At 61.3% G+C, this 23,124-nt stretch carries 22 protein-coding genes; 10 read left to right on the top strand and 12 right to left on the bottom strand.

Translation table 11 applies throughout. The annotated features are described in order from the left end of the window. The first annotated feature begins 13 nt into the window (after positions 1 to 13). Genes ACE3O2_RS10425 through ACE3O2_RS10410 form a run of 4 tightly spaced genes read left to right on the top strand, consistent with a single transcriptional unit; the run spans position 14 to position 2,908 of the window. A complete protein-coding gene (locus ACE3O2_RS10425) occupies positions 14 to 427 on the top strand; it encodes a thioesterase family protein (protein ID WP_168877989.1) in 414 nt (137 codons plus the stop codon). Then, complete coding sequence (locus ACE3O2_RS10420; protein WP_374337237.1) at positions 424 to 1,416, top strand: biotin--[acetyl-CoA-carboxylase] ligase; 993 nt, start codon at positions 424 to 426, stop codon at positions 1,414 to 1,416. The genes ACE3O2_RS10425 and ACE3O2_RS10420 overlap by 4 nt, the downstream gene beginning before the upstream one ends. Continuing rightward, positions 1,413 to 2,204: a type III pantothenate kinase gene (locus ACE3O2_RS10415; RefSeq protein WP_374337235.1), complete on the top strand. Its 792-nt coding sequence runs from the start codon at positions 1,413 to 1,415 to the stop codon at positions 2,202 to 2,204. The genes ACE3O2_RS10420 and ACE3O2_RS10415 overlap by 4 nt, the downstream gene beginning before the upstream one ends. Further along, the gene (locus ACE3O2_RS10410; RefSeq protein WP_374337233.1) at positions 2,201 to 2,908 is read left to right on the top strand and encodes an SPOR domain-containing protein; all 708 of its coding nucleotides are present in this window, start codon (positions 2,201 to 2,203) and stop codon (positions 2,906 to 2,908) included. The genes ACE3O2_RS10415 and ACE3O2_RS10410 overlap by 4 nt, the downstream gene beginning before the upstream one ends. Before the next feature lie 16 nt (positions 2,909 to 2,924). Here ACE3O2_RS10410 and ACE3O2_RS10405 read toward each other — a convergent pair whose 3' ends face one another. Further along, entirely contained in the window at positions 2,925 to 3,971 is a 1,047-nt protein-coding gene (locus tag ACE3O2_RS10405; RefSeq protein WP_374337230.1) for an asparaginase, read from the bottom strand. 147 nt (positions 3,972 to 4,118) lie between these two features. Between ACE3O2_RS10405 and ACE3O2_RS10400 the strand changes: the two genes are divergently transcribed. Then, entirely contained in the window at positions 4,119 to 4,916 is a 798-nt protein-coding gene (locus ACE3O2_RS10400; RefSeq protein ID WP_374337228.1) for a substrate-binding periplasmic protein, read from the top strand. Here the strand turns inward: ACE3O2_RS10400 and ACE3O2_RS10395 are convergent. From ACE3O2_RS10395 to ACE3O2_RS10385, 3 genes are read right to left on the bottom strand one after another with little or no spacing between them, the layout of a single operon-like run. Beyond that, the gene (locus ACE3O2_RS10395; protein ID WP_168877984.1) at positions 4,913 to 5,083 is read right to left on the bottom strand and encodes a hypothetical protein; all 171 of its coding nucleotides are present in this window, start codon (positions 5,081 to 5,083) and stop codon (positions 4,913 to 4,915) included. The genes ACE3O2_RS10400 and ACE3O2_RS10395 overlap by 4 nt on opposite strands. After that, positions 5,080 to 5,397: a hypothetical protein gene (locus ACE3O2_RS10390; protein WP_374337226.1), complete on the bottom strand. Its 318-nt coding sequence runs from the start codon at positions 5,395 to 5,397 to the stop codon at positions 5,080 to 5,082. Before ACE3O2_RS10390 ends, ACE3O2_RS10395 begins: the two co-directional genes overlap by 4 nt. A 60-nt stretch (positions 5,398 to 5,457) precedes the next feature. Beyond that, complete coding sequence (locus ACE3O2_RS10385) at positions 5,458 to 5,706, bottom strand: hypothetical protein (RefSeq protein WP_168877982.1); 249 nt, start codon at positions 5,704 to 5,706, stop codon at positions 5,458 to 5,460. Between the two features lie 87 nt (positions 5,707 to 5,793). On the opposite strand from ACE3O2_RS10385, the gene ACE3O2_RS10380 reads away from it, so the two are divergent. Both ACE3O2_RS10380 and pyrC read left to right on the top strand, forming a co-directional pair. Beyond that, positions 5,794 to 6,867 (top strand): TrkA family potassium uptake protein, encoded by a 1,074-nt coding sequence (locus ACE3O2_RS10380; RefSeq protein ID WP_374337224.1) that lies wholly within the window; start codon positions 5,794 to 5,796, stop codon positions 6,865 to 6,867. Position 6,868: 1 nt separating this feature from the next. Further along, positions 6,869 to 7,906, top strand: coding sequence for a dihydroorotase (gene pyrC / locus ACE3O2_RS10375; protein WP_168877980.1), 1,038 nt, complete (start codon positions 6,869 to 6,871; stop codon positions 7,904 to 7,906). A 36-nt stretch (positions 7,907 to 7,942) separates the two neighbouring features. On the opposite strand, the gene ACE3O2_RS10370 is transcribed toward pyrC, so the two are convergent. The 5 genes from ACE3O2_RS10370 to purU form a co-directional block, all read right to left on the bottom strand. Further along, positions 7,943 to 9,109 (bottom strand): hypothetical protein, encoded by a 1,167-nt coding sequence (locus tag ACE3O2_RS10370; protein ID WP_374337222.1) that lies wholly within the window; start codon positions 9,107 to 9,109, stop codon positions 7,943 to 7,945. A 124-nt stretch (positions 9,110 to 9,233) separates the two neighbouring features. Next, positions 9,234 to 11,036, bottom strand: a complete 1,803-nt coding sequence (locus ACE3O2_RS10365; RefSeq protein WP_374337220.1) for an acyl-CoA dehydrogenase C-terminal domain-containing protein — start codon at positions 11,034 to 11,036, stop codon at positions 9,234 to 9,236. 253 nt (positions 11,037 to 11,289) lie between these two features. Next, positions 11,290 to 11,844, bottom strand: a complete 555-nt coding sequence (locus tag ACE3O2_RS10360) for a dual specificity protein phosphatase family protein (protein ID WP_168877977.1) — start codon at positions 11,842 to 11,844, stop codon at positions 11,290 to 11,292. A gap of 10 nt (positions 11,845 to 11,854) precedes the next feature. Further along, positions 11,855 to 12,409: a hypothetical protein gene (locus ACE3O2_RS10355; RefSeq protein ID WP_374337218.1), complete on the bottom strand. Its 555-nt coding sequence runs from the start codon at positions 12,407 to 12,409 to the stop codon at positions 11,855 to 11,857. After that, positions 12,406 to 13,260, bottom strand: coding sequence for a formyltetrahydrofolate deformylase (purU, locus tag ACE3O2_RS10350; RefSeq protein ID WP_168877975.1), 855 nt, complete (start codon positions 13,258 to 13,260; stop codon positions 12,406 to 12,408). The genes ACE3O2_RS10355 and purU overlap by 4 nt, the downstream gene beginning before the upstream one ends. Positions 13,261 to 13,605: 345 nt before the next feature. Here purU and ACE3O2_RS10345 point away from each other — a divergent pair, with 345 nt between their 5' ends. Together ACE3O2_RS10345 and ACE3O2_RS10340 are read left to right on the top strand one after the other, a co-directional pair. Continuing rightward, a complete protein-coding gene (locus tag ACE3O2_RS10345; protein WP_168877974.1) occupies positions 13,606 to 16,491 on the top strand; it encodes a ribonucleoside-diphosphate reductase subunit alpha in 2,886 nt (961 codons plus the stop codon). 179 nt (positions 16,492 to 16,670) lie between these two features. Next, positions 16,671 to 17,828 carry a ribonucleotide-diphosphate reductase subunit beta gene (locus ACE3O2_RS10340; RefSeq protein WP_374337216.1) on the top strand — a complete coding sequence of 386 codons (1,158 nt, stop codon included), beginning with the start codon at positions 16,671 to 16,673 and terminating at the stop codon, positions 17,826 to 17,828. A 116-nt stretch (positions 17,829 to 17,944) separates the two neighbouring features. On the opposite strand, the gene ACE3O2_RS10335 is transcribed toward ACE3O2_RS10340, so the two are convergent. Then, positions 17,945 to 18,835, bottom strand: coding sequence for a GIY-YIG nuclease family protein (locus ACE3O2_RS10335; RefSeq protein WP_374337214.1), 891 nt, complete (start codon positions 18,833 to 18,835; stop codon positions 17,945 to 17,947). A gap of 398 nt (positions 18,836 to 19,233) precedes the next feature. Here ACE3O2_RS10335 and ACE3O2_RS10330 point away from each other — a divergent pair, with 398 nt between their 5' ends. Further along, the gene (locus ACE3O2_RS10330; RefSeq protein ID WP_374337212.1) at positions 19,234 to 19,593 is read left to right on the top strand and encodes a hypothetical protein; all 360 of its coding nucleotides are present in this window, start codon (positions 19,234 to 19,236) and stop codon (positions 19,591 to 19,593) included. A gap of 27 nt (positions 19,594 to 19,620) precedes the next feature. Here ACE3O2_RS10330 and ACE3O2_RS10325 read toward each other — a convergent pair whose 3' ends face one another. Together ACE3O2_RS10325 and ACE3O2_RS10320 are read right to left on the bottom strand one after the other, a co-directional pair. Further along, positions 19,621 to 21,717 (bottom strand): hypothetical protein, encoded by a 2,097-nt coding sequence (locus ACE3O2_RS10325; RefSeq protein ID WP_374337210.1) that lies wholly within the window; start codon positions 21,715 to 21,717, stop codon positions 19,621 to 19,623. Positions 21,718 to 21,719: 2 nt separating this feature from the next. Continuing rightward, positions 21,720 to 23,114: a FecR domain-containing protein gene (locus ACE3O2_RS10320; protein WP_374337208.1), complete on the bottom strand. Its 1,395-nt coding sequence runs from the start codon at positions 23,112 to 23,114 to the stop codon at positions 21,720 to 21,722. Positions 23,115 to 23,124 lie beyond the last annotated feature (10 nt).

Genomic DNA, 23,124 nt, shown 5'->3' with positions numbered 1-23,124 from the left:
GCTGAAGGCAGACATGCAGCAAACCACCCTGACTGTGCGCGGCTACCACATTGATGTGTATGGCCATGTCAACAACGCCCGCTACCTGGAGTTTATGGAAGACGGGCGCTGGGCGCTGTTTTCCAGCATGACCGATCTCAATGCCTGGTCCGAGCGCGGGCTGGCCTTTGTGGTGGTCAACATCAATATTGATTACCGGCGTGCCGCCCACATGCATGATGTGCTGACGCTCACGACCCGACTGGTGGAGATCGGTAGCCGCAATGCCGTGCTGGAGCAGCAGTTTCACCATCAGGAGAGCGGGCAATTGCTGGCCAGTGCCCGGGTGACCTTTGTGGTGGTGGATACCCGCCTGCAGAAGGCCATCAGCATCGAAGGCGAGATGCTTGATATGCTGCAGGCCATGCAGGCGGCGGGGCAGGCATGACACTGGCCGCACCGCGCCCCTTGGTGTTCGATACGCTGCGAGCACTCAGCACCGAACAGTTCTGCTCCGGCGAAGCCCTCGCCGATCAGCTGGGCGTATCGCGTGCTTCGATTTCGCTGGCCCTGCAGCAGGCGCGCGAGCTGGGGGTGCCAGTGCACAGTGTGCATGGGCGCGGTTATCGCCTCAGCCAGCCGGTGGACTGGCTGGACGCTTCACAGATTCAGGCCATGCGGCAAGCGGGGGCACCACCGCTGGAAGTGCTGAGTGTGGCGGATTCAACCAACAGCCAGCTGCTGTCACGGGCGGCGCAGGCCGTGCATGGCCTGTGCCTGACGGCAGAGTTCCAGACCGCCGGGCGGGGACGCCGCGGGCGCAGCTGGCAGGCTGCATTGGGAGGCAGTCTGGCTTTTTCTGTGCTGTGGCGTTTCCCCGGTGGGATCAGCCAGCTGTCCGGGCTCAGTCTGGCGGTAGGGGTGGCGGTGGTGCGGGTACTGCACCGCCTGGGCCTGCAGGCCGCGCAACTGAAATGGCCAAACGATATTCTGGTGGATGGCCACAAGCTGGCCGGCATCCTGATTGAAACCCAGGGCGATGCGCTGGGGCCCATCCAGGCGGTGGTCGGCATCGGCATGAACGTGCGGTTGCCCGACAACCTGCAGCAACAGATCGACCAGCGTACTACCGATCTGGCCGCACATCTGCCGCACCTGCCTTCACGCAATGCCTTGCTGGCCTTGCTGCTGGATGAGTTGCAAGCGGTGTCGGCGCAGTTTGTGGATGCAGGTTTCGCGGCTTTCCGCGAGGAATGGCAGTATTACCACGTCTGGCAAGGGCAGCCGGTACAGGTGTGCTACCACGATGACCACTGTCTGGCCGGAGTGGCCATGGGCGTGGATGCGGCGGGTGCCTTGCTGCTGCATGACGGGGTGACGGTGCGGCCGGTGGCCGCCGGTGAGGTGTCCTTGCGCGCAGCGAAAGACCGGACATGAACGGTGTGCGTCACTTGCTGCTGGATGGTGGCAATACCCGCCTGAAGTGGGCCTGGTGCCATGAACGGCAGCACTTGCAGCCGGCCCAGGTGGTCGACTATGCCGCATTGCAGGCCCAGCCGCCTTGGCGGGCGGACCCCGCGCCGCTCGAGATTTGGGGGAGCTGTGTCACCGGCGCGCAGCAACGCGCACTGGTGGAGCAAGCCTGCCGGGCCTGCTGGCCGGAGGTGCCCATTCATTGGGTGGTGCCGCAGGCGGATGCCGCTGGAGTACATAATGGCTATCTGGACCCGACACAGCTGGGGCCGGATCGCTGGCTGTCCTTGCTGGCGGCGCGTCGGCTACACGCGGGTGATGCGCTGGTGGTGAGCGCTGGCACGGCGCTGACGATAGATGCCCTGACAGCAGCCGGGCAATTCCTGGGCGGGGTGATTGCACCGGGACTGCAACTGATACTGGAGGCGCTGGCAGGGGGTACCGCACGGCTGGCGCGTCGCCCCGGGCAATACGTGGCCTTTCCCCAGACAACGGGTGATGCGCTGTATAGCGGGGCACTGCAGGCGATGGCCGGTGCGGTGCAACAGCAAGCGCGCCTGATGCAGCAGCGCGGGCAGACGCCGGTCTGTCTGCTGTCCGGTGGCGATGCCAGCCTGCTGGCGCCGTTGCTGACGCTGCAGGTCAGACAGGTTGACGGGCTGGTGCTGGAAGGGCTTCTAAGCCTGTTGCAGGCCGATCGCGGACAGCCCCTTGCCGAAATCCCCTTGCAGGACAGACAATCCTCCTCATGAAGAAACTACTGTTGCTACTGTTGCTGGCCAATGCCGGTTTCTATGCCTGGAGTCGCTGGGGTTATCAGGCCGAGCAGCCTGAACCACCGCATGCCGAGCTGGCTGCGTCCCACGTCACCTTGCTCAAGCCGGAGGGGATCCCGGCCAGTCAGGCGGAACCTGCTTCGGTGCAAAGCCCCGCCTCGGAGCTTCCGGCCAGTGAGGTGGCGGTGGCGGAGCCGCCCGCCAGCATCGCCGTGCCACAACAGGTCTGCATGCAATGGACCCAGCTGGATGATGCGGGCTGGCGCAGCTTGCGGCCACGATTGCAGGCTGCCCGTCTGCAGCCTGTATCGGCGCGTTCCGAACCGTTTGCCGAGAAGTACTGGGTGTATATCCCGCCCTTGGGCGACAAGACGCTGGTTGAGAAAAAAGTCGAGCAGCTACGCTCATTGGGTGTGACGGATCTGAGCGTGATCGAAGACAAAGGGCGGTGGGACAGTGCCATTTCGCTCGGAATTTTCTCCAGCAAGGAAGCTGCAGATCACCACCTGGAGGCCTTGAAGAATCAGGGGGTGAAGTCGGCCCAGGTGCGACCGCGCGATCCGGTGATCAAGCGCTGGACCCTGCTGTTTACCAAGCTGGATGAGGCCGGGCGTGACAGCCTGAAGGCGCTGTCCGCTGAGTGGCCGGGTAGTCGCTTGCAGGTTCAGCCCTGCCCCTGAGTATTGGCAGGGTTGTCTATGGCCGGCGGTGTTCCGCCAGCTCAATGCGGGCCACCATGCCGCCGACGGTTAGCCCTGCTGCATTGTGTAATGGCGGCTGATGCCAGGCGGCCAAGGCCGTGCGTTCCGGGTGATCAAGCAGCCCCAGTTGCTGCAGCAAGGTCAGGGTAACGGTGTGCAGGGCACGTGCATTGCCATCGGCAATCTTGATGGCAATGCCATAGCCTGCGTGCTGCACCGCGATGGCCTGCACCCCATCCGCGCCCCCTTTAGCCACCCAGCGCCCCTCACCCTGTCGGGTCAACGCCAGATCAAAGCGACCGCTACCCGATACCATATCAGGGTGGGTCTGCATCGCCTGGTACAAGGGCTGCAAAGGTGCACCCGCCATCCCGGGCACGACACCTGCGGCCAGCCGGGCATAGCCGGTGGCCAAGGCGCGCAAGGGCAGCGCGTAATTGGGGGCGCTGCAGCCATCGATCCCCATCGGCATGTCAGCCGGGTTGACCTGACAGGTTTGCGCCACCGCTTCGCGTATGGCCTGCTGCAACGGGTGGCGGGGTGAGAGGTGGTTGCTGGGGTCGTGCCCATGCAACTGGCAGTAGGCAAGAAAGCCGGTGTGCTTGCCTGAGCAGTTGTGGTGAAGAGGCGTAAATGTTGCATCTGCTGGCAAGGCATGATCGGTATAAAACAAAGGCACCTGACACCCGCACTGCAGTTGCGAGACCTGCCCGCCAACCTGTGCCAGCATGGCGCTGACGGCTTCAACATGCATCGGCTCACCGGAGTGGCTGGCGCACAGCAGGGCCAGTTGCCGGGCGGTCAGACCAAAATGCTCCACCCCACCGGAGTTCAGCAGGGGCAGGGCCTGGAAGGGCTTGAGGGTGGAACGGGTGAACTGCGGTGTGTCCACATCGCCGGCGCGATACAGCAGATGACCCGAGGCATCACACACAGCTATCGAGCCATAGTGCACACACTCGACCCAGTCGCCACGCTGGCTGATCGCCAACGGGACATGTTGGGGCAGGGCGGCAACCGGTTTCCAGACGGACATCATCATCACTCCCGCATACAGGCATGATGGCAGTATAAGGGAGGGTCGGTGTGCTTGCTGGCGTATTGCGGCCCGACTTGATCTGCCACAAGCGCCAGTCTGGCTTGACGGGGCGGGCCGATGTGCCAGACTGAAAGATCGGGGGATTGTTGAATGCGCTATTTATTGCTCTTGTGTGGCTGGCTGGTGCTGATCACGCCGCTGATGGCGGCACCGCAAGTGGTCATCATCTATTACGACGAGAACTACCCGCCGTATTCCTATCAGGATCATGGCCAACCGGCGGGTTTATACAATCACATTCTGCAGGCTGCATTCAGGCGCTTGCCGGACTATCGCTTGCAGTTGAGGCCCGTAGCGTGGGCGCGCGGTCTTGCCATGCTGCAGCAAGGGTCTGCGCTGGCGTTGATCCCTCCCTACCGCTGGCCACAGGAGCGACCCTATATCGACCCCTATGTGGGGCCGCTGGGGGAGGAGGATGTGGCCCTGTACTGTCGCCAGGGTTTGCCCCTGCCAGGCTCGCCGCGCTGGCCACTCGATTTTCGGGGGCTGCAGATAGGCGTCAACCAAGGCTTTCTGATGAGTCGCAGCCTGAACCAGCCGTTTCAGGACGGGGCGGTCCTGCGGGTGGAGTTCCGTGATGCCATGGAAGGATTGGCCGCGCTCAAGGTCGGGGCGGTGGATTGCTATGCCAATGACCGCCTCAGCGTGGAATGGGCGTGGCGACAGGCCAAGCGAGACAGCAGCCGGTTGGCTCGCATACCGGCTGACCTGCGACCCACGCTGGTGCTGGACCGGCAGCAGGCCTTCATTGGCTTCAGCAAGGTCAATGCCCAGCAATACCCGTGGCGACCCGCACTGATCCGGCAACTGTCGCAGGTATTACGGCAAATGACCAGCCAGGGCGAGATTCGACAATTGCAGGAACGGGTCTTGCAGCCGAAGGGTTAATGCCAGAGCAGCCACAGTACGCTGCTGCCGAGCAAGAGCAGGGCCAGCTGCCAGGCCAGCCTGTCCAGGCTGGCTCGGGTGCCGGGTGCAAACAGCATGCGGTAAGCGAGGCTGAAGCCCATTCCCAGCAATACGATGAACAGGACCCGGCCCAGCCAGCCACTCATTGTGGCTTTTTCTTGCGTTCAGCATCCGCCGCTGCCCAGGCCTTGTCCAGCCGACTATCGGCCTGTGCCAGTGCGTCGGTCGCTTTTTTCAAGGCCTGACTTTGCTTGTCCAGCTCCAGCTTGGCGGCCTCAGCCGCCTTCTGCGCTTCCTGCAGTTTTTGCTGGGCCTGCTGGTACTGGCGGGCGGCGTCCTGCTGCTTGGCGTTGGCGGCTTGCCATTCGCTGTTCTTTTGCTCACGCCAGTATTGGGCATGGGTGACCTCGTCATCGACCGGGCTGGCCCATACCCAACCCGCGGACAAGACGGTAACCATGACGGCGGTCAACGTGTGGTGTCGCATATGCTTTACCATTCAAATGTAAGAGGGCGTGTCTCAGGCTTTGATCAGCCAGGTCGAGGTGAGTTTCCCGGTGCGGCGTTCAAATCCCGAGCGTTGCTCCTGTGCTACCGCCTCATCCCGGCGGCGGCGCTCACTGCGACGGCGGTCTTTGCTGTTGTGCCGATTGTCCTGCGCATGATACACCGGGATCGCACTTGCGTAGGGGTCTTGTACCGTGCGCACGGGCTCGGTATGACGTTCCGCTCGCGGCGCGAGGGTGGCAGGCAGGGGCAGGAGGTGCATGATGGCATGTGCAATGGGTGGACGGCTTGTAAGGTTTATCGACGCACGCGTCGTTAACTTTAGGATGAACGCATGAGAACAGGGACGATGAGGTGGTTATCCGGGGTTTGGTGGTGGTCCCACCGGCTAATGCACCATCCGCTCTACCGCAAGATTTTCTGGTTTCATGGCCTGCTGCTGGGCTTGTTACTGACCGGCATGATGGGTTATCACCTGCTGGAAGACTGGTCCTGGTTTGACAGTCTGTACATGACCGTCATCACACTGGCCACCATTGGCTACGGTGAGACCCATCCGCTGTCGGATGCCGGCCGCTGGTTTACCATCCTGCTGATTGTGTTTGGCTCCGGGCTGATGCTGTACACCGTGTCCGGTTTCATTACCTCGCTGCTGGACGGCGACATTCGCAAGGCTTTGAAGCATATGACCCTGCAACGTACCCTGGCTGGCATGTCCGGCCACATCATCCTGTGTGGCTACAGCCAGACCGGGCAATACGCAGTAGATGAGCTGCGCCGGGCGCAGCGCCCCTTTGTGGTGATCGACATGGACCCCGCCAAACTGGAGGCCCTGCAACAGCAGCAGGTGCCTTGTCTGCTGGGCGATGCCACCAGTGAGGCTTTGCTGCAGGAGGCCGGTATCGAGCGGGCACACGGCCTGATTGCCACCCTGCATCACGATGCAGATAACCTGTTCGTGGTGCTGACCGCCCGAGGGTTGAATCCGGCGCTGCGCATCATCGCCAAGGCCGTCGAAGAGAGCTCCTTGAAGAAGCTCAAGCAGGTGGGGGCAGACAGCGTGGTGATGCCCAATTTCATCGGCGGCTTGCGCATGGTATCCGAGATGGTGCGCCCGAATGTGGTGACCTTTCTCGACATGGTGCTGGGGTCGGACAATCAGACGGTGCGGGTGGAAGAGCTGCTGATCCCGCAGGGTTCGCCTGTTGCCGGACAAAGCCTGCAAGCGCTGGGGCTGGGGCATGAGGAGGGGGTGTCGCTGGTAGCTTTGCGTACCGGCCAGCAGTCCCAGCATATCTTCAATCCGCCCCCCTCCACGGTACTTGACGCACTTGATACACTGATCCTGATAGGCGATGCCGAACGGATTGCTGCCCTTAACCAGCGGCTGGGCCTGGCTCCCAGCCACCGCCACAGGACCTGACATGGAACTTACCCTGACCCGCCCCGATGATTGGCATCTGCACCTGCGTGATGGTGCCGCATTGGCCGCTGTACTGCCGCACACGGCGCGGCAGTTTGCCCGCGCCATCGTCATGCCCAATCTGAAGCCGCCGGTCACCACCACTGCCCAGGCACTGGCCTACCGTGAGCGCATCCTGGCCGCGCTGCCTGCGGGTTCTAGCTTTGACCCGCTGATGGTGCTCTACCTGACCGACAAGACGCCAGCGGAGGAAATCGCCCGCGCCCGGCAAAGCGGGGTGGTGCAAGCGGTGAAGCTGTATCCGGCGGGTGCCACCACCAACTCGGATGCCGGGGTGACCGACTTGCTGGGGCGGTGTGCCGATACGCTGTCTGAGATGGAACGGCTGGGTATGCCCTTGCTGGTGCATGGCGAAGTGACCGATCCGACGGTGGACGTGTTTGATCGGGAGGCCGTATTTATTGACCGGGTGATGCAGCCCTTGCTGCAGCGCTTCCCGCGGCTGCGGGTGGTGTTCGAGCACATCACCACGGCAGACGCCGCACAGTTTGTGCAGCAGGCGCCGGACAACGTCGCCGCCACTTTGACCGCTCACCATTTGTTGATGAACCGCAACGCGCTGTTTACCGGCGGTATCCGGCCGCATCATTACTGCCTGCCGGTGCTCAAGCGTGAGCGTCACCGCGAAGCCTTGCTGGCGGCTGCGACCTCGGGTAGCCGCAAGTTCTTCCTGGGTACCGACAGTGCGCCACACGCCAAGGGTGCCAAGGAGCATGCCTGCGGCTGTGCCGGCATGTATACCGCGCTCAGCGCCATCGAACTGTACGCTGAGGCGTTTGAGTCGGTGGGGGCGCTAGACCAGCTGGAAGCGTTTGCCAGCTTCAATGGCCCGGACTTCTATCAGCTGCCGCGCAATCAGGAGCAGATTACGCTGCGCAAGGAGCGCTGGACGGTGCCGGATAGCCTGCCCTATGACGGAGATGTACTGATCCCGCTGCGCGCGGGCGAAGCGGTGGATTGGCGGTTGGTGACTGCGTAAAGCCGCCCCGGTCGTCAAGCAACCGGGGCGCGTGGCTTAATTCACCCAGTACAGATGGCGCAGGAAGGCCATGCTGGGCACGTTCGGATTCTTGTCCTGCTGTGCGACGTACTCGGTCAGGAAAGCAAACAGTTGGGATGCCGGGTGTTTGCTGTCCACCGCCCGGCACACCTGACGACTCAGTGCCTGCTGCGCTGCCTGTTTTTCCAGCGCGAAGGGATAGCGGACTGGCTTGTGGAAGACCGCTGCGATATCAATGCCCTGGCTGGTGGGGCAGAATTCGGCCAGCGCGGCCAGCAGGCCATCGTCCTGTTCCGTTGCGATCAGCAGGGTTTGGCCCGACCAGGCCGGAATCACATGGTCAAACAGGGTTTTCCAGGTCTGGAAAGTCTGCTCGTCCATGGGCAGCGGAAACACCGTTTGCTTCTGCTTTGGGTTCGGAATCCACTCAGCCGCATCATCGGTTTCCGCCAGCAGGGACGTACGCAGCGCGTCGGAGGTCTTGAGGCCAGCCAGCACCTGCTGGTGCGCGCGGGCAACCCCTTGCGGTGACTTCAGCTCCAGGATGCGTTCAAATGGGGCATCCCAGTGGATGTCGTAGGACAGTACCAGTTCCAGCACGCCTTGGGCGAACTGGTGATAGGCCAGCGCCCACTGCACGTCAGACTGATCGACCTGGAAGCGGGCATCCAGATTGTGCTCAGCCTGGTAATAGGCTTCATCATTGCTGGGCGCAGCCAGCAACGGAGTCTGGTGGCCCCGTTTGGGAATTGCCAGCAGGTGGCGCTCCCACACCTCGATCTGACCATCGCCATCCACATCAAATGCCCAGCGGCCGGGCTGCACCCAGACCCCTTCGCCCGGTTGCAACTTGAGCGATTGCATGACTGCAGATTGCGTTTTCAGCTCACGCAGCACATAGGTCAGCTCTTGCCGGATGATGCGCTCCAGGGCTTCGTACTGGTGTTCGTTATACAGGCGCTCAAGGCGCTTGAGGTCGCCATAAACCACCTTGCCGGCATGCTGCAGCACGGCGATGTCACGACAAATCACATAGCGCTGGCGCTGATCATTGTCGCGCAGCTGGCTGGCCTGTTTGGGCAGTCCACGGCAAGCGGCCGTCAGTGTGGCGGTATCTTTCAGGTTGCTGCTGGCAGCGGCCAGCAGGGGCAGGCATAGCAGTACGGCAAGCAGGCGGCGCATGGCCCGTCCTCTTCATGACAAAGCCATGATGTTACGCGAAGCGTTCAAACGGGCCAACTGCTGTCGCATGGCTGTAACAAAAACGCCCACCATTTGGTGGGCGTGGTCTGGCAGTTTAGCGGGCTCAGTAGAAGCCGAAGTGTTCGGCGTCCAGCGCCAGCATGCTTTGGGCTCCGGCCTTCAGTTGTAGCTTGAGGGCTTCCACCTCCGGGAACAGGCGGGCAAAGTAGAAGTGGGCGGTGCTGATCTTGGCTTTGTAGAAGTCGGCTTCATTGCCATTTTGCTGTGCCAGCGCCAGCTTGACCATGCGTGCCCAGAAGTAGCCATAGACCAGATGGCCAAGCAGGCGCAGGTAGTCGACCGAGGCCGCGCCGACTTCCTGCTGGTTCTGCATCGCCTGCATGCCAATGGCCATGGTGATGTCACCCAGCTCTTTGTTCAGCTTGGCGACTGGAGCGATGAATTCAACCAGCTCGGCGTTACCGGCTTCGGCTTCGCAGAACTTGTGCACCATCTTGGTGAACTTGCGCAGCTTCTGGCCTTGGTCCAGCAGAATCTTGCGGCCCAGCAGGTCCAGCGCCTGGATGCCATTAGTGCCTTCGTAAATCTGCGAGATACGGCAGTCACGTACGTACTGCTCCATGCCCCATTCACGGATGAAGCCGTGACCACCGAAGACCTGCATGCCCATATTGGCGGCGATGTAGCCGTTGTCGGTCATGAAGGCTTTGGCGATCGGGGTCAGCAGCGCCACCAGATCGGCAGCATCCTTGCGCTCTTCTTCGTTGGTGGCGCGCTCTTCCACATCCAGCAGCATGGCCAGCCAGGTGGAGAAGGCTCGGCCTGCTTCGGTGTAGGCCTTGCCGGTCAGCAGCATGCGGCGCACGTCCGGATGCACAATGATCGGATCCGCGGCTTTTTCCGGGGCTTGGGCACCGCCGAGTGCGCGCATTTGCAGGCGCTCCTTGGCGTAGGTCAGCGCGTTCTGGAAGGAGGCCTCACCAATGGCCAGACCTTGCATGCCGCAGCCGAGACGCGCGGCATTCATCATGGTGAACATGCAGGACATGCCCTTGTTCACTTCACCAATCAAATAGCCTTTGGCACCGTCCAGGTTGATCACGGCGGTGGCATTGGCCTTGATGCCCATCTTGTGTTCGATGGCGCCACAGTACACGCTGTTGCGCTCACCCACGCTGCCATCCGCGTTCGGCATGAACTTCGGCACGATGAACAGGGAGATGCCCTTGATGTCTTTCGGCGAATCTGGCAGGCGGGCCAGCACCAAGTGGATGATGTTGTCCGACATGTCGTGCTCACCGGCCGAGATGAAGATCTTGGTGCCGGTGATGCTGTAGCTGCCGTCGGCATTCGGCTCGGCCTTGGTCTTCAGCAGGCCGAGGTCGGTACCGCAGTGCGGTTCGGTCAGGCACATGGTGCCGGTCCAGCTGCCGTCCACCAGCTTCGGCAGGTACTGGGCTTTCTGCTCGTCGGTACCGTGGGCGTGGATGGCGCTGTAGGCACCGTGGGACAGGCCCGGATACATGGCCCAGGCCACGTTGGCCGAATTCATCATTTCCATCATCGGGAAGGACAGCGTCTTCGGCATGCCCTGGCCACCGTAGTCCGGGTCGCAATCGATGCTGGTGAAGCCCAGCTCGCAGAATTGCTTGTAAGCTTCCTTGAAGCCGGCCGGGGTCTTGACGCTGTGGCTGGCCGCATCGTAAGTGCAGCCCTCTTCGTCAGCGGCACGATTAAGCGGGGCCAGCTCGCTTTCGCAGAACTGGGCGGCGGCTTCCAGATACTGCTCGAACACATCGGCGGTGGCTTCTTCCAGCCCCGGCAGCGTGGCCATTTTCTGGTCCGCTTGCAGCAGTTCGAACAGTACAAACTTCATGTCGCGCATCGGCGCTTTATAGTTGGCCATCTGAGTGCTCCCGTCATCTGTAGGGGACCGTCTCCGGACACGGGGCGGACCCTGGCATGCTTCAAGTATAGTTGGGTTTCAAACAAGTGTTTGATCAGGTTCAACTATTTGCGTCTCAAAAAATCAAGCAAGCGCTTGATTTGGTAAGTTTCACAATAATGAACCACAATTCTCTAATAAGCATAGCCGGGAAAAAGGGTCCTGACAATCGGTCCGCCTTACTTTTTTCGCGCGGCGGGTAAGGGGTGGACCCTCAGCGGCTGACGGCCGCCTTGATGCGCGCCACATCGACCTGCTGGATATAGCTGCGGATATTGTCCCACACCGGATGGAAGCCATAGCCACCATTGATCATTTCGTCGATGGCCGCCTGCTTGTCCCAGCCTTGCACGACGATGCGATACATGGCCGACACCACGCCGGTGCGGTCGGCACCGTGCTGGCAATGGATCAGCACTGGTGCCGCCGGAGAGGCTTGCTGCAACACCTTCAGGGCCGCCACCACGTCTTCGTCTTCAATATGCCAGGCATTCATCGGCACCCGCACCATTTGTACCGAGGTGCCCTTGAACAGGTACTCGTCTGAATGAAAGCGGCGCAGGTTGAGTACCGTCCGGATGCCCAGTTTCTTCAGGCTGGCCACATCAGGGCCATCCAGCTGCGCACTGCGATAAATGCTGGGCGAAATGCGGTACAGGTTGATGATCTTGCCATTGCCTACCGGCTGCGCCCATTCACTGGGGCGTGGGGCCGCCCATGCCAGCAGGGGCAGCACAAACAGTAACAGCAGCAAATGGCGTAAGGACATGGCGATGATCTCAACTTGCAGGAGGCAGAATCCAGCCCAGGGTAATCCCGGTATGCAAACTGAGTATAAACACAGCTTGTGCAGAGAGCCAGCCAGCGGCACCCAGCAGGGATAGCCACAACCAGGGCGCACCAGTCAGCTGACGCAGCCCGCGCAGGATGGCAAACAGGCAATACAAGGACAGCAAATCGCTCAGCGCCGCACCGGCGGCGCCCAGCTGCCGTAGCAAGGGCATCAGGGCATCCGGCAGGCTGCCCATCACCAGCACGGTGAGACAGGCCAGCCACGGCAGACCGGGGACCATGCGCCGCAACACCTGCCACAGTACGCGCGCCAGCAGCAGGTTGCTCAGCAGATATGTGCCACTGAAAAACAGTACCCGCAGCACAGGCCCGGCGACAAACTCAGGTGCCGGATTGGTATTGACCACCCCCAGCAGCCACAGAACCAGCAGCAGCTCGCCATGCTGCCAGTGATAAGGCCAGGGCAGCAGGGGGCGCCCCAGCAGCAGGTGGGCGCAATCGTCCCACAGCTGATGCAGGCGGGCGGTCAGGCGAGCAATCAATCAAACACCACGGTCTTGTTCTTGTAGACCAGTACCCGGTGATCCAGATGCCAGCGCACCGCACGCGACAGCACCACCTTTTCCAGGTCGCGGCCTTTCTGCAGCAGGTCGTCAATCGCATCACGGTGGCTGATGCGAGCCACATCCTGCTCAATGATGGGGCCATCATCCAGGATCTCTGTCACATAGTGGCCGGTGGCGCCGATCAGTTTCACCCCGCGCTCAAAGGCACGATGATAGGGGCGGGCGCCATGGAAGGCGGGCAGGAAACTGTGGTGGATGTTGATGATGCGCTGCGGGTAACGGGCGCAGAACTCGGTGGAGAGCACCTGCATATAGCGGGCCAGCACGATCAGGTCGATCTGGTGTGCGTCCAGCAGGCGCTGCTGCTCGGCTTCGGCCTCTGCCTTGTTGTCACCATTGACCGGGATCACCACAAAGGGGATGCCGTAGAACTCGGCCAGCCGGCGGGTATCCTCATGGTTGCTGATGATCAGCGGAATGTCGCAGGGCAGCTCGCCACTCTGGTGGCGGTACAGCAGGTCCACCAGGCAGTGGTCAAAGCGGGACACAAAAATCGCCATCCGGCTGCGCCGCCGGCCATCTTCCAGCCGCCAGTCCAGCTGATGCCGCTCGGCAATCGGGGCGAACGCCTCTGCAAACTGCTCCAGCGGCAGGGTGAATTCCTCCAGATCCCACTCCACCCGCATCAGAAACAGGTTTTCCTGTGCGTCCTGGTGTTGATCCGCGTGCAGGATGTTGGCGTTGTGCTGATAGAGAAAGTCGGCAATCGCGGCGACCAGCCCTTTGTGGTCGGGGCTGCTGATCAACAGGGTGGCGGTATTTTTCATGATGTCGAGTGGAGAAGTGTCATGCGGGGCCGTCGTAGCCGTACGCGGCATGGGGTTATCGGAGGGGCGGGAGCAGTGTAGCAGAAATGCACTGCGCGTCGTGTTGCGGGGCACACTAGCAACCATCGGATTTCTCAGGCCGTTGGCATAACGGGGCGGCCCTCTATACCGCATTGCGGCGAAAAATCAAGCTTGCGCGAAGCGGCTCAGGCTACTAGAATTTGTGACATCAAAGCAGGGTCTCCACTAGATATAGTGGATTCCCACAGATTATCCACAGCTTGCCCACACCTTTTGAGACGTGTTCCGGCGGGCTGTTTTTCGTGCGCCATCAGGAGCCTACGCATGCAAACCGTCGCAGAATCCACCGCATCCACCCCGCTCAGTCCGGAGGCAGACATGAACGCAGCCTACGCCCAGTACAAGACGATCCGCCGTAACGGGGATGTGGTGGCTTTTGAGCCGGTGAAGATTTCCGTGGCCATGACCAAAGCTTTCATCGCCACCCATGGCAGCCAGGCTGCGGCCAGCGCCCGCGTGCGCGAGCTGGTGGAGCAGTTGACGCAATCGGTGGTGAACGCCCTGATGCGCCGCAAGCCGGATGGTGGCGCTATCCACATTGAAGACATCCAGGATCAGGTCGAACTGTCGCTGATGCGTTCCGGCGAGCATGACGTGGCCCGCGCCTACGTGCTGTACCGCGAGCAGCGCAAGGCCGAGCGTGCCGCCAAGCCGGACACGGAAGCACATGCCACCATCCACGTGGTGGAAACCAATGGCAGCCGCAGCCCGCTGGACCTGAAAAAGCTGCGCGCCTTGCTCGACTCGGCCGCCGAAGGCTACGAATCGGTGGTGGACGTGGAACACCTGCTGGCCGAAACCCTGAAGAACCTGTACGACGGGGTCCCGGCGGACGAAGTGCGCAAGTCGCTGGTGCTGGCCGCCCGTGCCATGATCGAGCAAGACCCGGCCTACAACTATGTGACCGCCCGCCTGCTGCTGAACACCATCCGCCGCGAAATCATCGGCGAAGAGCTGAGCCAGCAGGAAATGGCCGAGCGCTATGTCGACTACTTCCCGCGTTACATCAAACAAGGTATTGAAGCTGAGCTGCTGGACCCGCGTCTGGCCCAGTTTGACCTCGCCCGCCTGGGCGCCGCGCTGGACGCGCACCGCGATTACCAGTTTGGCTACCTCGGCCTGCAGACCTTGTACGACCGCTACTTCCTGCACGTACACGGTCGCCGTATCGAAATGCCGCAAGCTTTCTTCATGCGGGTGGCGATGGGCCTGGCCATCAACGAAATCGACCGCGAAACCCGCACCATCGAATTCTATGAAGTGCTGTCGAAGTTCGACTTCATGTCATCCACCCCGACGCTGTTCAACTCCGGCACCCTGCACAGCCAGCTGTCCAGCTGCTACCTGACCACCATCGCCGACGATCTGGATGGCATCTACGAGGGCATCAAGGAAAACGCGCTGCTGTCCAAGTTTGCCGGTGGCCTGGGCAATGACTGGACCCCGGTGCGGGCGCTGGGCAGCCACATCAAGGGCACCAATGGCAAGTCGCAAGGGGTGGTGCCTTTCCTCAAGGTGGTGAACGACACCGCCGTGGCCGTCAACCAGGGCGGCAAGCGCAAGGGTGCAGTCTGCGCCTATCTGGAAACTTGGCACGCCGACGTGGAAGAATTCCTCGAGCTGCGCAAGAACACCGGTGATGACCGCCGCCGCACCCACGACATGAACACCGCCAACTGGGTGCCGGACCTGTTCATGAAGCGCGTGATGGAAGGCGCAGACTGGACCCTGTTCAGCCCGTCAGAAGCACCGGACCTGCACGACAAGTTTGGCCTCGCGTTTGAAGAAGCCTACACCGCCTACGAAGCCAAGGCCGAGCGCGGCGAAATGCGCGTGCACAAGAAGATTCCAGCGCTCACCCTGTGGCGCAAGATGCTGACCATGCTGTTTGAAACCGGCCATCCGTGGATCACCTTCAAGGATCCGTGCAATGTGCGCAGCCCGCAGCAGCACGTGGGCGTGGTACACAGCTCCAACCTGTGCACCGAGATCACCCTCAACACCAATGACAACGAGATTGCCGTGTGTAACCTCGGCTCGGTCAACCTGCTGGCGCACCTGAAGGACGACGGTACCGGCAGCAAAGTGCTCGACCATGACAAGCTCAAGCGCACGGTGAAGACCGCCATGCGCATGCTGGACAACGTGATCGACATCAACTTCTACCCGGTGAAGAAGGCACGCAATGCCAACCTGCGCCACCGTCCGGTGGGTCTGGGCCTGATGTCGTTCCAGGAATGCCTGTTTGAATTGCGCGTGCCGTATGGCTCGGAAGAGGCCGTCGAGTTCGCCGACCGCTCGATGGAAGCACTGGCCTACTACGCCTACTGGGCATCCACCGAGCTGGCGCAGGAGCGGGGCCGCTACCACTCCTACCAAGGCAGCCTGTGGGACCGTGGCATCCTGCCGCTCGACTCGCTCGACCTGCTGGCCGAAGCACGCGGCGGCTACCTGGAGGTAGACCGTTCGCAACGCATGAACTGGGACGCACTGCGTGAGCGCGTCAAGCAGTACGGCATGCGCAACTCCAACTGCCTGGCCATTGCCCCGACCGCGACCATTTCCAACATCGTGGGCGTGTCCGCGTCGATCGAGCCGACCTACCAGAACCTGTTCGTCAAATCCAACCTGTCCGGCGAGTTCACCGTGGTCAACGACTATCTGGTGCGCGACCTCAAGGCCGCCGGCCTGTGGGACGAAGTGATGGTGGCTGACCTCAAGTACTTTGATGGCTCGCTGGGCCGGATCGACCGCATCCCGGCCAATCTGCGTGCGCTGTACGCCACCGCATTTGAAGTGGACCCGAAGTGGCTGGTGGAAGCCGCCAGCCGCCGCCAGAAGTGGCTGGACCAGGCACAATCGCTCAACCTGTATGTGGCCGGCGCCTCTGGCAAGAAGCTGGACGACCTCTACAAGTTCGCCTGGGTCAAGGGCCTGAAAACCACCTACTACCTGCGCACGCTGGCCGCCACCTCCGCCGAGAAGTCCACCGGCCAGGGCGGTGAGCTGAATGCGGTGCCGGTGAGTGGTGGCGTATCCGCCGCCGCCCAGGCCGCCACCGCCATTGCCGCTGCGCAATCGGTGAGTGAACCGGCGTCTGACGTGAAATTCTGCAGCATCGACAACCCGGACTGCGAAAGCTGCCAGTGACTGCGGCACCCTCGCCCCCTGCCGCTGTGGCAGCGGTGGTGGCGATGGCTGACCGTCTGGCGGCGGGCTGCAACAAGCTCCCCCGCCGCCTGTCCAAACTGCAGCCCTGTCCTGCAGACTGAATGAACCGAGGGTGGCGCCGCGCGCCACCGGCTTAGAGAGATAAAGGAAAGACCACCATGCTGAACTGGGATGACGAAGTGGCAAGCCCGAGCAAACCCGCTGCGCCGCAAGCTGCCGCGACGCCTCGGCCCGACCCGGCCCCGGTCTATGCCGCCGAGCCGGTGGCCGCCAGCAGCCTGCTGAGCGGCGGGGCTTCCAACCGCGTCAACGCCGTCGACAAGCGCATCATCAACGGCCAGACCGACGTCAACCAGCTGGTACCGTTCAAGTACAAATGGGCTTGGGAAAAATACCTCGCCACCTGCGCCAACCACTGGATGCCGCAGGAAGTGAACATGCAGCGCGATATCGAGCTGTGGAAAAGCCCGAACGGCCTGACCGAAGACGAGCGCCGCCTGGTCAAGCGCAACCTCGGCTTCTTCGTCACCGCCGACAGCCTGGCCGCCAACAATATTGTACTCGGCACCTACCGCCAGATCACCGCGCCAGAATGCCGCCAGTTCCTGCTGCGGCAAGCGTTTGAAGAGGCCATCCACACCCACGCCTACCAGTACATCGTCGAATCGCTGGGGCTGGACGAAGGCGAAGTGTTCAACGCCTACCACGAGATCAAATCCATCCGCGACAAGGATGAATTCCTGATCCCCTTCATCGACGCGCTGACCAACCCGGAATTCAAGACCGGCACCCCGGCCACCGACCAGCAACTGCTCAAATCGCTGATCGTGTTCGCCTGCATCATGGAAGGCCTGTTCTTCTATGTGGGCTTTGTGCAGATCCTCGCCCTCGGCCGCCAGAACAAGATGACCGGTGCTGCGGAGCAGTACCAGTACATCCTGCGCGACGAATCCATGCACTGCAATTTTGGCATCGACCTCATCAACACCATCAAGCTGGAAAACCCGCACCTGTGGACCGACAGCTTCAAGGCCGAGCTGGTGGAGCTGTTCAAGAAAGCTGTAGACCTGGAATACGCCTACGCCGAAGACACCATGCCACGCGGCGTGCTCGGCCTCAATGCCGGCATGTTCAAGGAATACCTGCGCTTCATCGCCAACCGCCGCATGCAGCAAATCGGCCTCGACCCCCTCTTCCCCGGCGAAACCAACCCCTTCCCGTGGATGAGCGAAATGATCGACCTGAAGAAAGAAAAGAACTTCTTCGAAACCCGCGTCACCGAGTATCAGTCGGGTGGGGCGTTGAGCTGGGATTGAGGGTTAGCCCATCGGGTGACAGTTAGTTTTTCATTTATGTCGTACCATTCCCATTGTGCTGCCAACAAGAAGCCCCGCTTTTGCGGGGCTTCTTGTTATGATGGAAATCACTTTGGCTACTTCCAAATCTGATCAAGCGCCAGAGCTGCAGCGAGCTTTTCGCGCAGTGCGTACCGTGGGGACTGCATATTGATCTCGCTATTTTCCAAACGTGGTATAGGGGAGACCGCTGTGGCTGGCCCCTTGAATCGAATCATGTATTTACCCGTATCGTTATACGGAACAATGGTTTCGACCTCGGCAATGTGAGTAATGGCGGCAACAGGGGCAACCTGATAAGCCGCGATGTACTTCAGTTTTGAGATGTGCTTCGCATTGATCCGAACCGCAAACCAGCAGTTTTCGTTCAAGAAACGTTGTTTGAATCCTTCCTCACGAGCAGGGACAACGATGGTGTCGAACTTATCGCTTTCTGCCCCGACTGGTTGTACTTGATCGAGCGGATCTTCTTGCTTCGGTGGTGTGAACGCGTTGATCCCAAGCATTGGCAAGATCAACAGCATGTCTGCTAGGAAGGCCTGTGCCGTTGCCTTTGCTGCAGGAGCCATCGTTGGTGAGGTAGGACTATTCTTGTTTAACAGAATTGCGCGACCATGCTTCTTGGCCAGCGTCACCAGTGCCGATTCGAGATACTGAACTTCCGTTTTTCCAATCTTGTGGTTTCGGTCAAAAAAGTAAACGCCCCAGACCCATCCTTCCTTGTTCGAGACGTGATTCTTGAGCCGATCCCCGACCGGATCGGCCTCACCGATATAGATGGTCTCCTCAGCGGCGTTGCCTACAAGAATATAAACACCTGCCTGAGAAAAGCCGGGCTCTTGTTTCAGTTGATGAAATAGTTCCCGGTTGAACACTACGCCGTAGCCTGACCAGTTAGATTTGTCGACATGGCGAATACCCTCAGGGTCACCGGTGGTAGCAAACAGGGTGATTGAAAAAGGCTGCATGATGTGCTTTGTTGGTCCTATTTCGGATCATAAATTATCACTGCGCAGAAACCGATTTTACCGTGTACGCTCGGTATTGAGTACGCTACGTGCACCCACTATCGGGTGCCTCGCATGGGTATAAAAATGCCATTGACATTTTTAGTTGACTTGGCCTGTTTGATCTTCTCCAAAAGAATGCCGATCCCGAGTGTCAGGGCGATTGCCGACGTACTACTCTCGACTCACGCCTTGCGCGTGCCTACATGCTCTCAAGCTCAGTAGGCGCAACTCCGCCTATCCTTTTGATCAGGTTCCGCTGCTAGCGTGCAGATTTCCTCAAGCGGTGTTGGCATTCCCACGCTAGCACAGTAAAGTAAGCGATATGTTGCGATGCAATATTTTCATGTGGGGGTGCGATGAGTCTCAGCAAACAGCGGTTTAGCCATGAGCGGTGGGCGGAGACGGTGGAGGCGATTGATCTGGAGATCGTGCAGTTGTGCGTGATGAGTCAGGTGCGGTTGCTGGAGCCGGGGATGATTGATCGGGTGCTGGCGAATGACCTGAGTGTTTGCAATGGGCATGCTTCCGCTTTTGAGAAGCTGCGCGGCTTGCTGGTACTGCACTATGAGGCGCAGACGCATCTGGTGGAGGAGCTGGGGCGGGCGGATGCGGCGGAGGTGCGGTTGGCGGTGTTTCGCCATTTGTCGCACCGGGTGGGGGACCAGCTGGGCGATGTGGCGCTGCTGGAAGGGCGAGAGCCTGCGGCTTCGGCGTGAGGTGTCTGTGCGGCCAGGTCCTGTGCGCTAGTGCGCGGGGCAGGTCTCAATTACATGGCACCACATGTTCTCTAGCTGCTGGGCTTGCAGGCGGCTGTTGAGCGGCGGGCGCTGGCGCGCGTGTTGTACCTGCTGGCGTAGCGCGGCCAGCCCTTGTGGCTCGCGGGCCAGCTGCAGTGCTCGCGCGCTGTAGTCTGCCAGACTGTGGCAGATCAGCGTATCCAGGCCGAGGGCGTGCAGGATGCTGGCGCCTTTGCGGGTGGAGGGGGTGTTGCCGCACAGGGTGAGGGTGGGCAGGCCGCTATAGAGGGCATCGAGCAGGGTAGTGCCGGTGTTGCAGCAGGCGGTGTCGAGGAAGAGATCCGCTTGGTGGTAGCGGGCTAGATAGCGAGGCAGGTCCGGCTCGTAAGGGCTGAAGATCAGTCGCTCTGGCGGGATGCCATGCCGCTTGGCTTCCCGCCGCAGGTGTTCTGCCACGGCGGGCAGGCGCGGGGTTTGCCATAGCACGCTGCCGGGCACCGCGTGCAGCAGCTGCATCCAGGCGGCGAAGAGGGTCGGGTCCAGTTTGTAGTCGGAATGGATGCTGCAAAATACGAAGCCCTGCTCGGGCAGGCCCAGTTCGCTGCGGCTGGGGGTGGCGGCGATGGCTTGCTGGTCGTCATACAGCCACAGGGTTTCCGGCATGCGCAGCAGGGTTTCCCACCAGTAGCGGTCTTCGCCTTGCGGGGCCATGATCGGGTCCAGCAGCACATGGTCCAGCCCGGCACCGCCGCAGGTGCTGAAGTAGCCAAGCCAGCCCAGCTGGCGGGGGGCCGGGCGGTGCTTGAGCAGGGCTGGGCGAAACTGTGAGGTCCAGCCGCTGAGGTCGATCAGCAGGTCCAGCTGGTCTGCGGCAATGCGCTGGGCGGCGTGCAGGTCGCTCAACCGCGACAGGTCGACCAGCGGGGCGTGTGCCTGCATGGCGACAACCGGCGGGTAGGCCACAGGCGGCGCGCTGGCGTAGCGGATATAGCGTACGCGCGGGCTGGCATGGCGCAGTAGCGGCAGGATCAGGCGGGGGGCCGGGTGCGGGCACCAGTCTGCACTCAGCAGGCCGATACGATAGGGGCCATCGGCACGCGCAGTGTTTGCCTGTCGTACCGGCGTTGCAGGCAGGCGGGCAGCCAGTGCTTCTGCACGCTCACGCAGGGTCATGCGGTCATGCGGTCGCCACAGCGCCTGAAACCACAGCACGTTGTCCGGTGGGTCGCCCAGCGGCGCGGGCAGGGTGTCCAGCGCCAGCGGGGCGCAGTGGGCGGGGTCGTGCCAGCTGGCATGACAGCGTTGCTCGTTCAGGTAGTGCAGGGCCAGCGTTTCCGGGAGCAGGCGGGCTTGCTCGCATTGCTGGGCACTCCAGCCCGGCGCCCGCTTGGCAATGGCCTGACGGGCAGTCTCCGGGGCCTGGCTGAAAGCATGCCCGGCTGTATCCATATCGCCCGCACAAGCGGCAGCGATGCCCAGCAGGGCGAGTCGAAGCGGTTCTGGCGGCGTATCGGTGTCTGTTTGGCTGAGGCGTGCTACGGCCTGCTGCGCTTGCCCGGTTGCCAGCAGACATTCGGCTTGAAGCAGCCGGTGGGGCAGGTCGTCAGGGCCGTCATCCGCCAAGGCCAGCGCAGCGAAGAGCTGGCCTTGTTGTTGCAGCAACAAGCAGGCTTTTTCACGGGCGGGCAGGTGCGCGGGCCAGCGCTCCAAGGTGTGCCGATAGAGTGTCAGCGCGGCATCCGTTTGTTGCAGGCTGCGTAGCAGCCATGCCTGTGCGGTGTGCAGGTCTGGGCTATCCGGAAATTCAGTGCACCATTGCTGGCAGAGGTGTAGCGCTTGAGTGAGCTGCCCGGCCTCACTCAAAGCCTGCAACCCTGCCAGCCGGGCCGGCAATAGGCTGTTATCCCGGTGCAAGGCACACTGCAACGCCTCCCAAGCCGGCAGGGGCTCCCCGGCCAGCCGCAGCGCGTGGCCGAGCAACAGCCAGTAGGGGGCAGGAGCGCTACTATCTGCCGCCGCCTGCAGCACCCGCGCAGCCTTGGACGGGCGATTCTCCGCCAGCAGCTGCTCAGCTCGGCGTGCAGCTTGCTGCTGTATGGACACGGTTACTGCTGGAAGGCGGCGACGCCGTTCAGCCAGTTCCCGACAATATCCAGTTTGTAGCTGAGGCCAACATTTTGCGCAGCGTTGCCTGCAAAGAAGCCGTCGCCATTGAACGTGCACCCCGCACAACTACCGCCGGGGTTGCTGCTGCTGATCGAAAACACGTTGGTCAGCGAGCCAGAGTTTGGGGCGATAAAGCTATAAGTATTGGCCCCCGAGGTGATGGAGCCGGTCAGCTTGACCTGATTGAGGCCGAAATCCACACTGAGAGACCCACTGAAACTGTTGCTGGTCAAGCCAGTGCTGGCGGTGGGCGTGGTGGAGCCCATCAGGCTGTAGGTATAGCTGCCGGTGCTGGGCATGCTGCCTGCAGCGGTGGGCTGCCCGACGATGTAGTGAAATGCTTGAGTTGCACCACTATAGGATTGACTGGCCAACAGCCCGGTTCCACTGGTTGAGCCATTGGTCCAGCGCCCCCAGCCCAGGATGCTGTTGTTGCCAGCATCAAGAACCGTCGTCGTACCGGTATTAGTGGTATTGCTTAGATCGGTAAAAGTGGTCAATTTGGTGCCACTGTCACTGAACGTCGCTGTACTGCTGCTGGCAGAACCTAGCTGGGGTGTGCCATAACTGGGCGAGCCCGGGTTGACATAGGAATAATTCACCCGGTATCCCGAGCCATCACTCATGGAGGGCAGCTTGATGGTGCTGTTGCCATTGCTGTCGACCGCATTACCGGTAATCAGCTGATTATCCAGCGGCTTGCTGTCTTCCGGCAGAGTTTGTTCGTCTTCCTGCTGGCTAACGACGATGGCACTTTTCTCTACTGGCTTGGGCTGCGTCTTTGGGCCGTCTATGAACACACTTTCGCCCGGTTGCAGTACGACATCGGCGACTTCATTGGTCACCACCACTGAACCTTTGGCCACAGCGACTTTTAAACCATCCGTTTGCTCTGCCGTGTATTCTGTGCCACGGATGCCGATGGTGGCCGTCGGCGTGGTCACCTGGTAGGCTTCACGCCGCCCCTTGCCAATCAAGCCAGTCACGGTGCGCATGCTGCCGCGGAACAGGCTGAAGAAACCTTGCTCCTCGCCATCATTTTTGCCGTTGAACTTGTATTGGGTGATCTTGAACTGGGTGCGCGGGGCCAGCGACACATAGCCCCCGTCGGTAAATCGCACCTGTATCCGGCCATTCTGGGTATTGATCAGGTCAGCGACATCCAGTTCGCTGCCTCGGCTCAGCGTACGGGTTTGGCCGTTGCTGCCCGTGGCAATGACCTCACCGCTGACAAATTCCACTTTGCCTGCAGCGGCCCAGAGGTGGAGTGGCAACAAACCAGCAATCAAGAGCGCTGCAGAGGTTCGGGTGAGGGTAAACACGCGTGGGGTCATGGCAAACCTC

This window comes from Leeia sp. (genome assembly GCF_041909055.1).
In the GTDB taxonomy this organism is placed as follows: domain Bacteria; phylum Pseudomonadota; class Gammaproteobacteria; order Burkholderiales; family Leeiaceae; genus Leeia; species Leeia aquatica.
The sequence above is the reverse complement of the archived record's forward strand: the minus strand, read 5'-3'. Positions and strand labels throughout refer to the sequence as shown.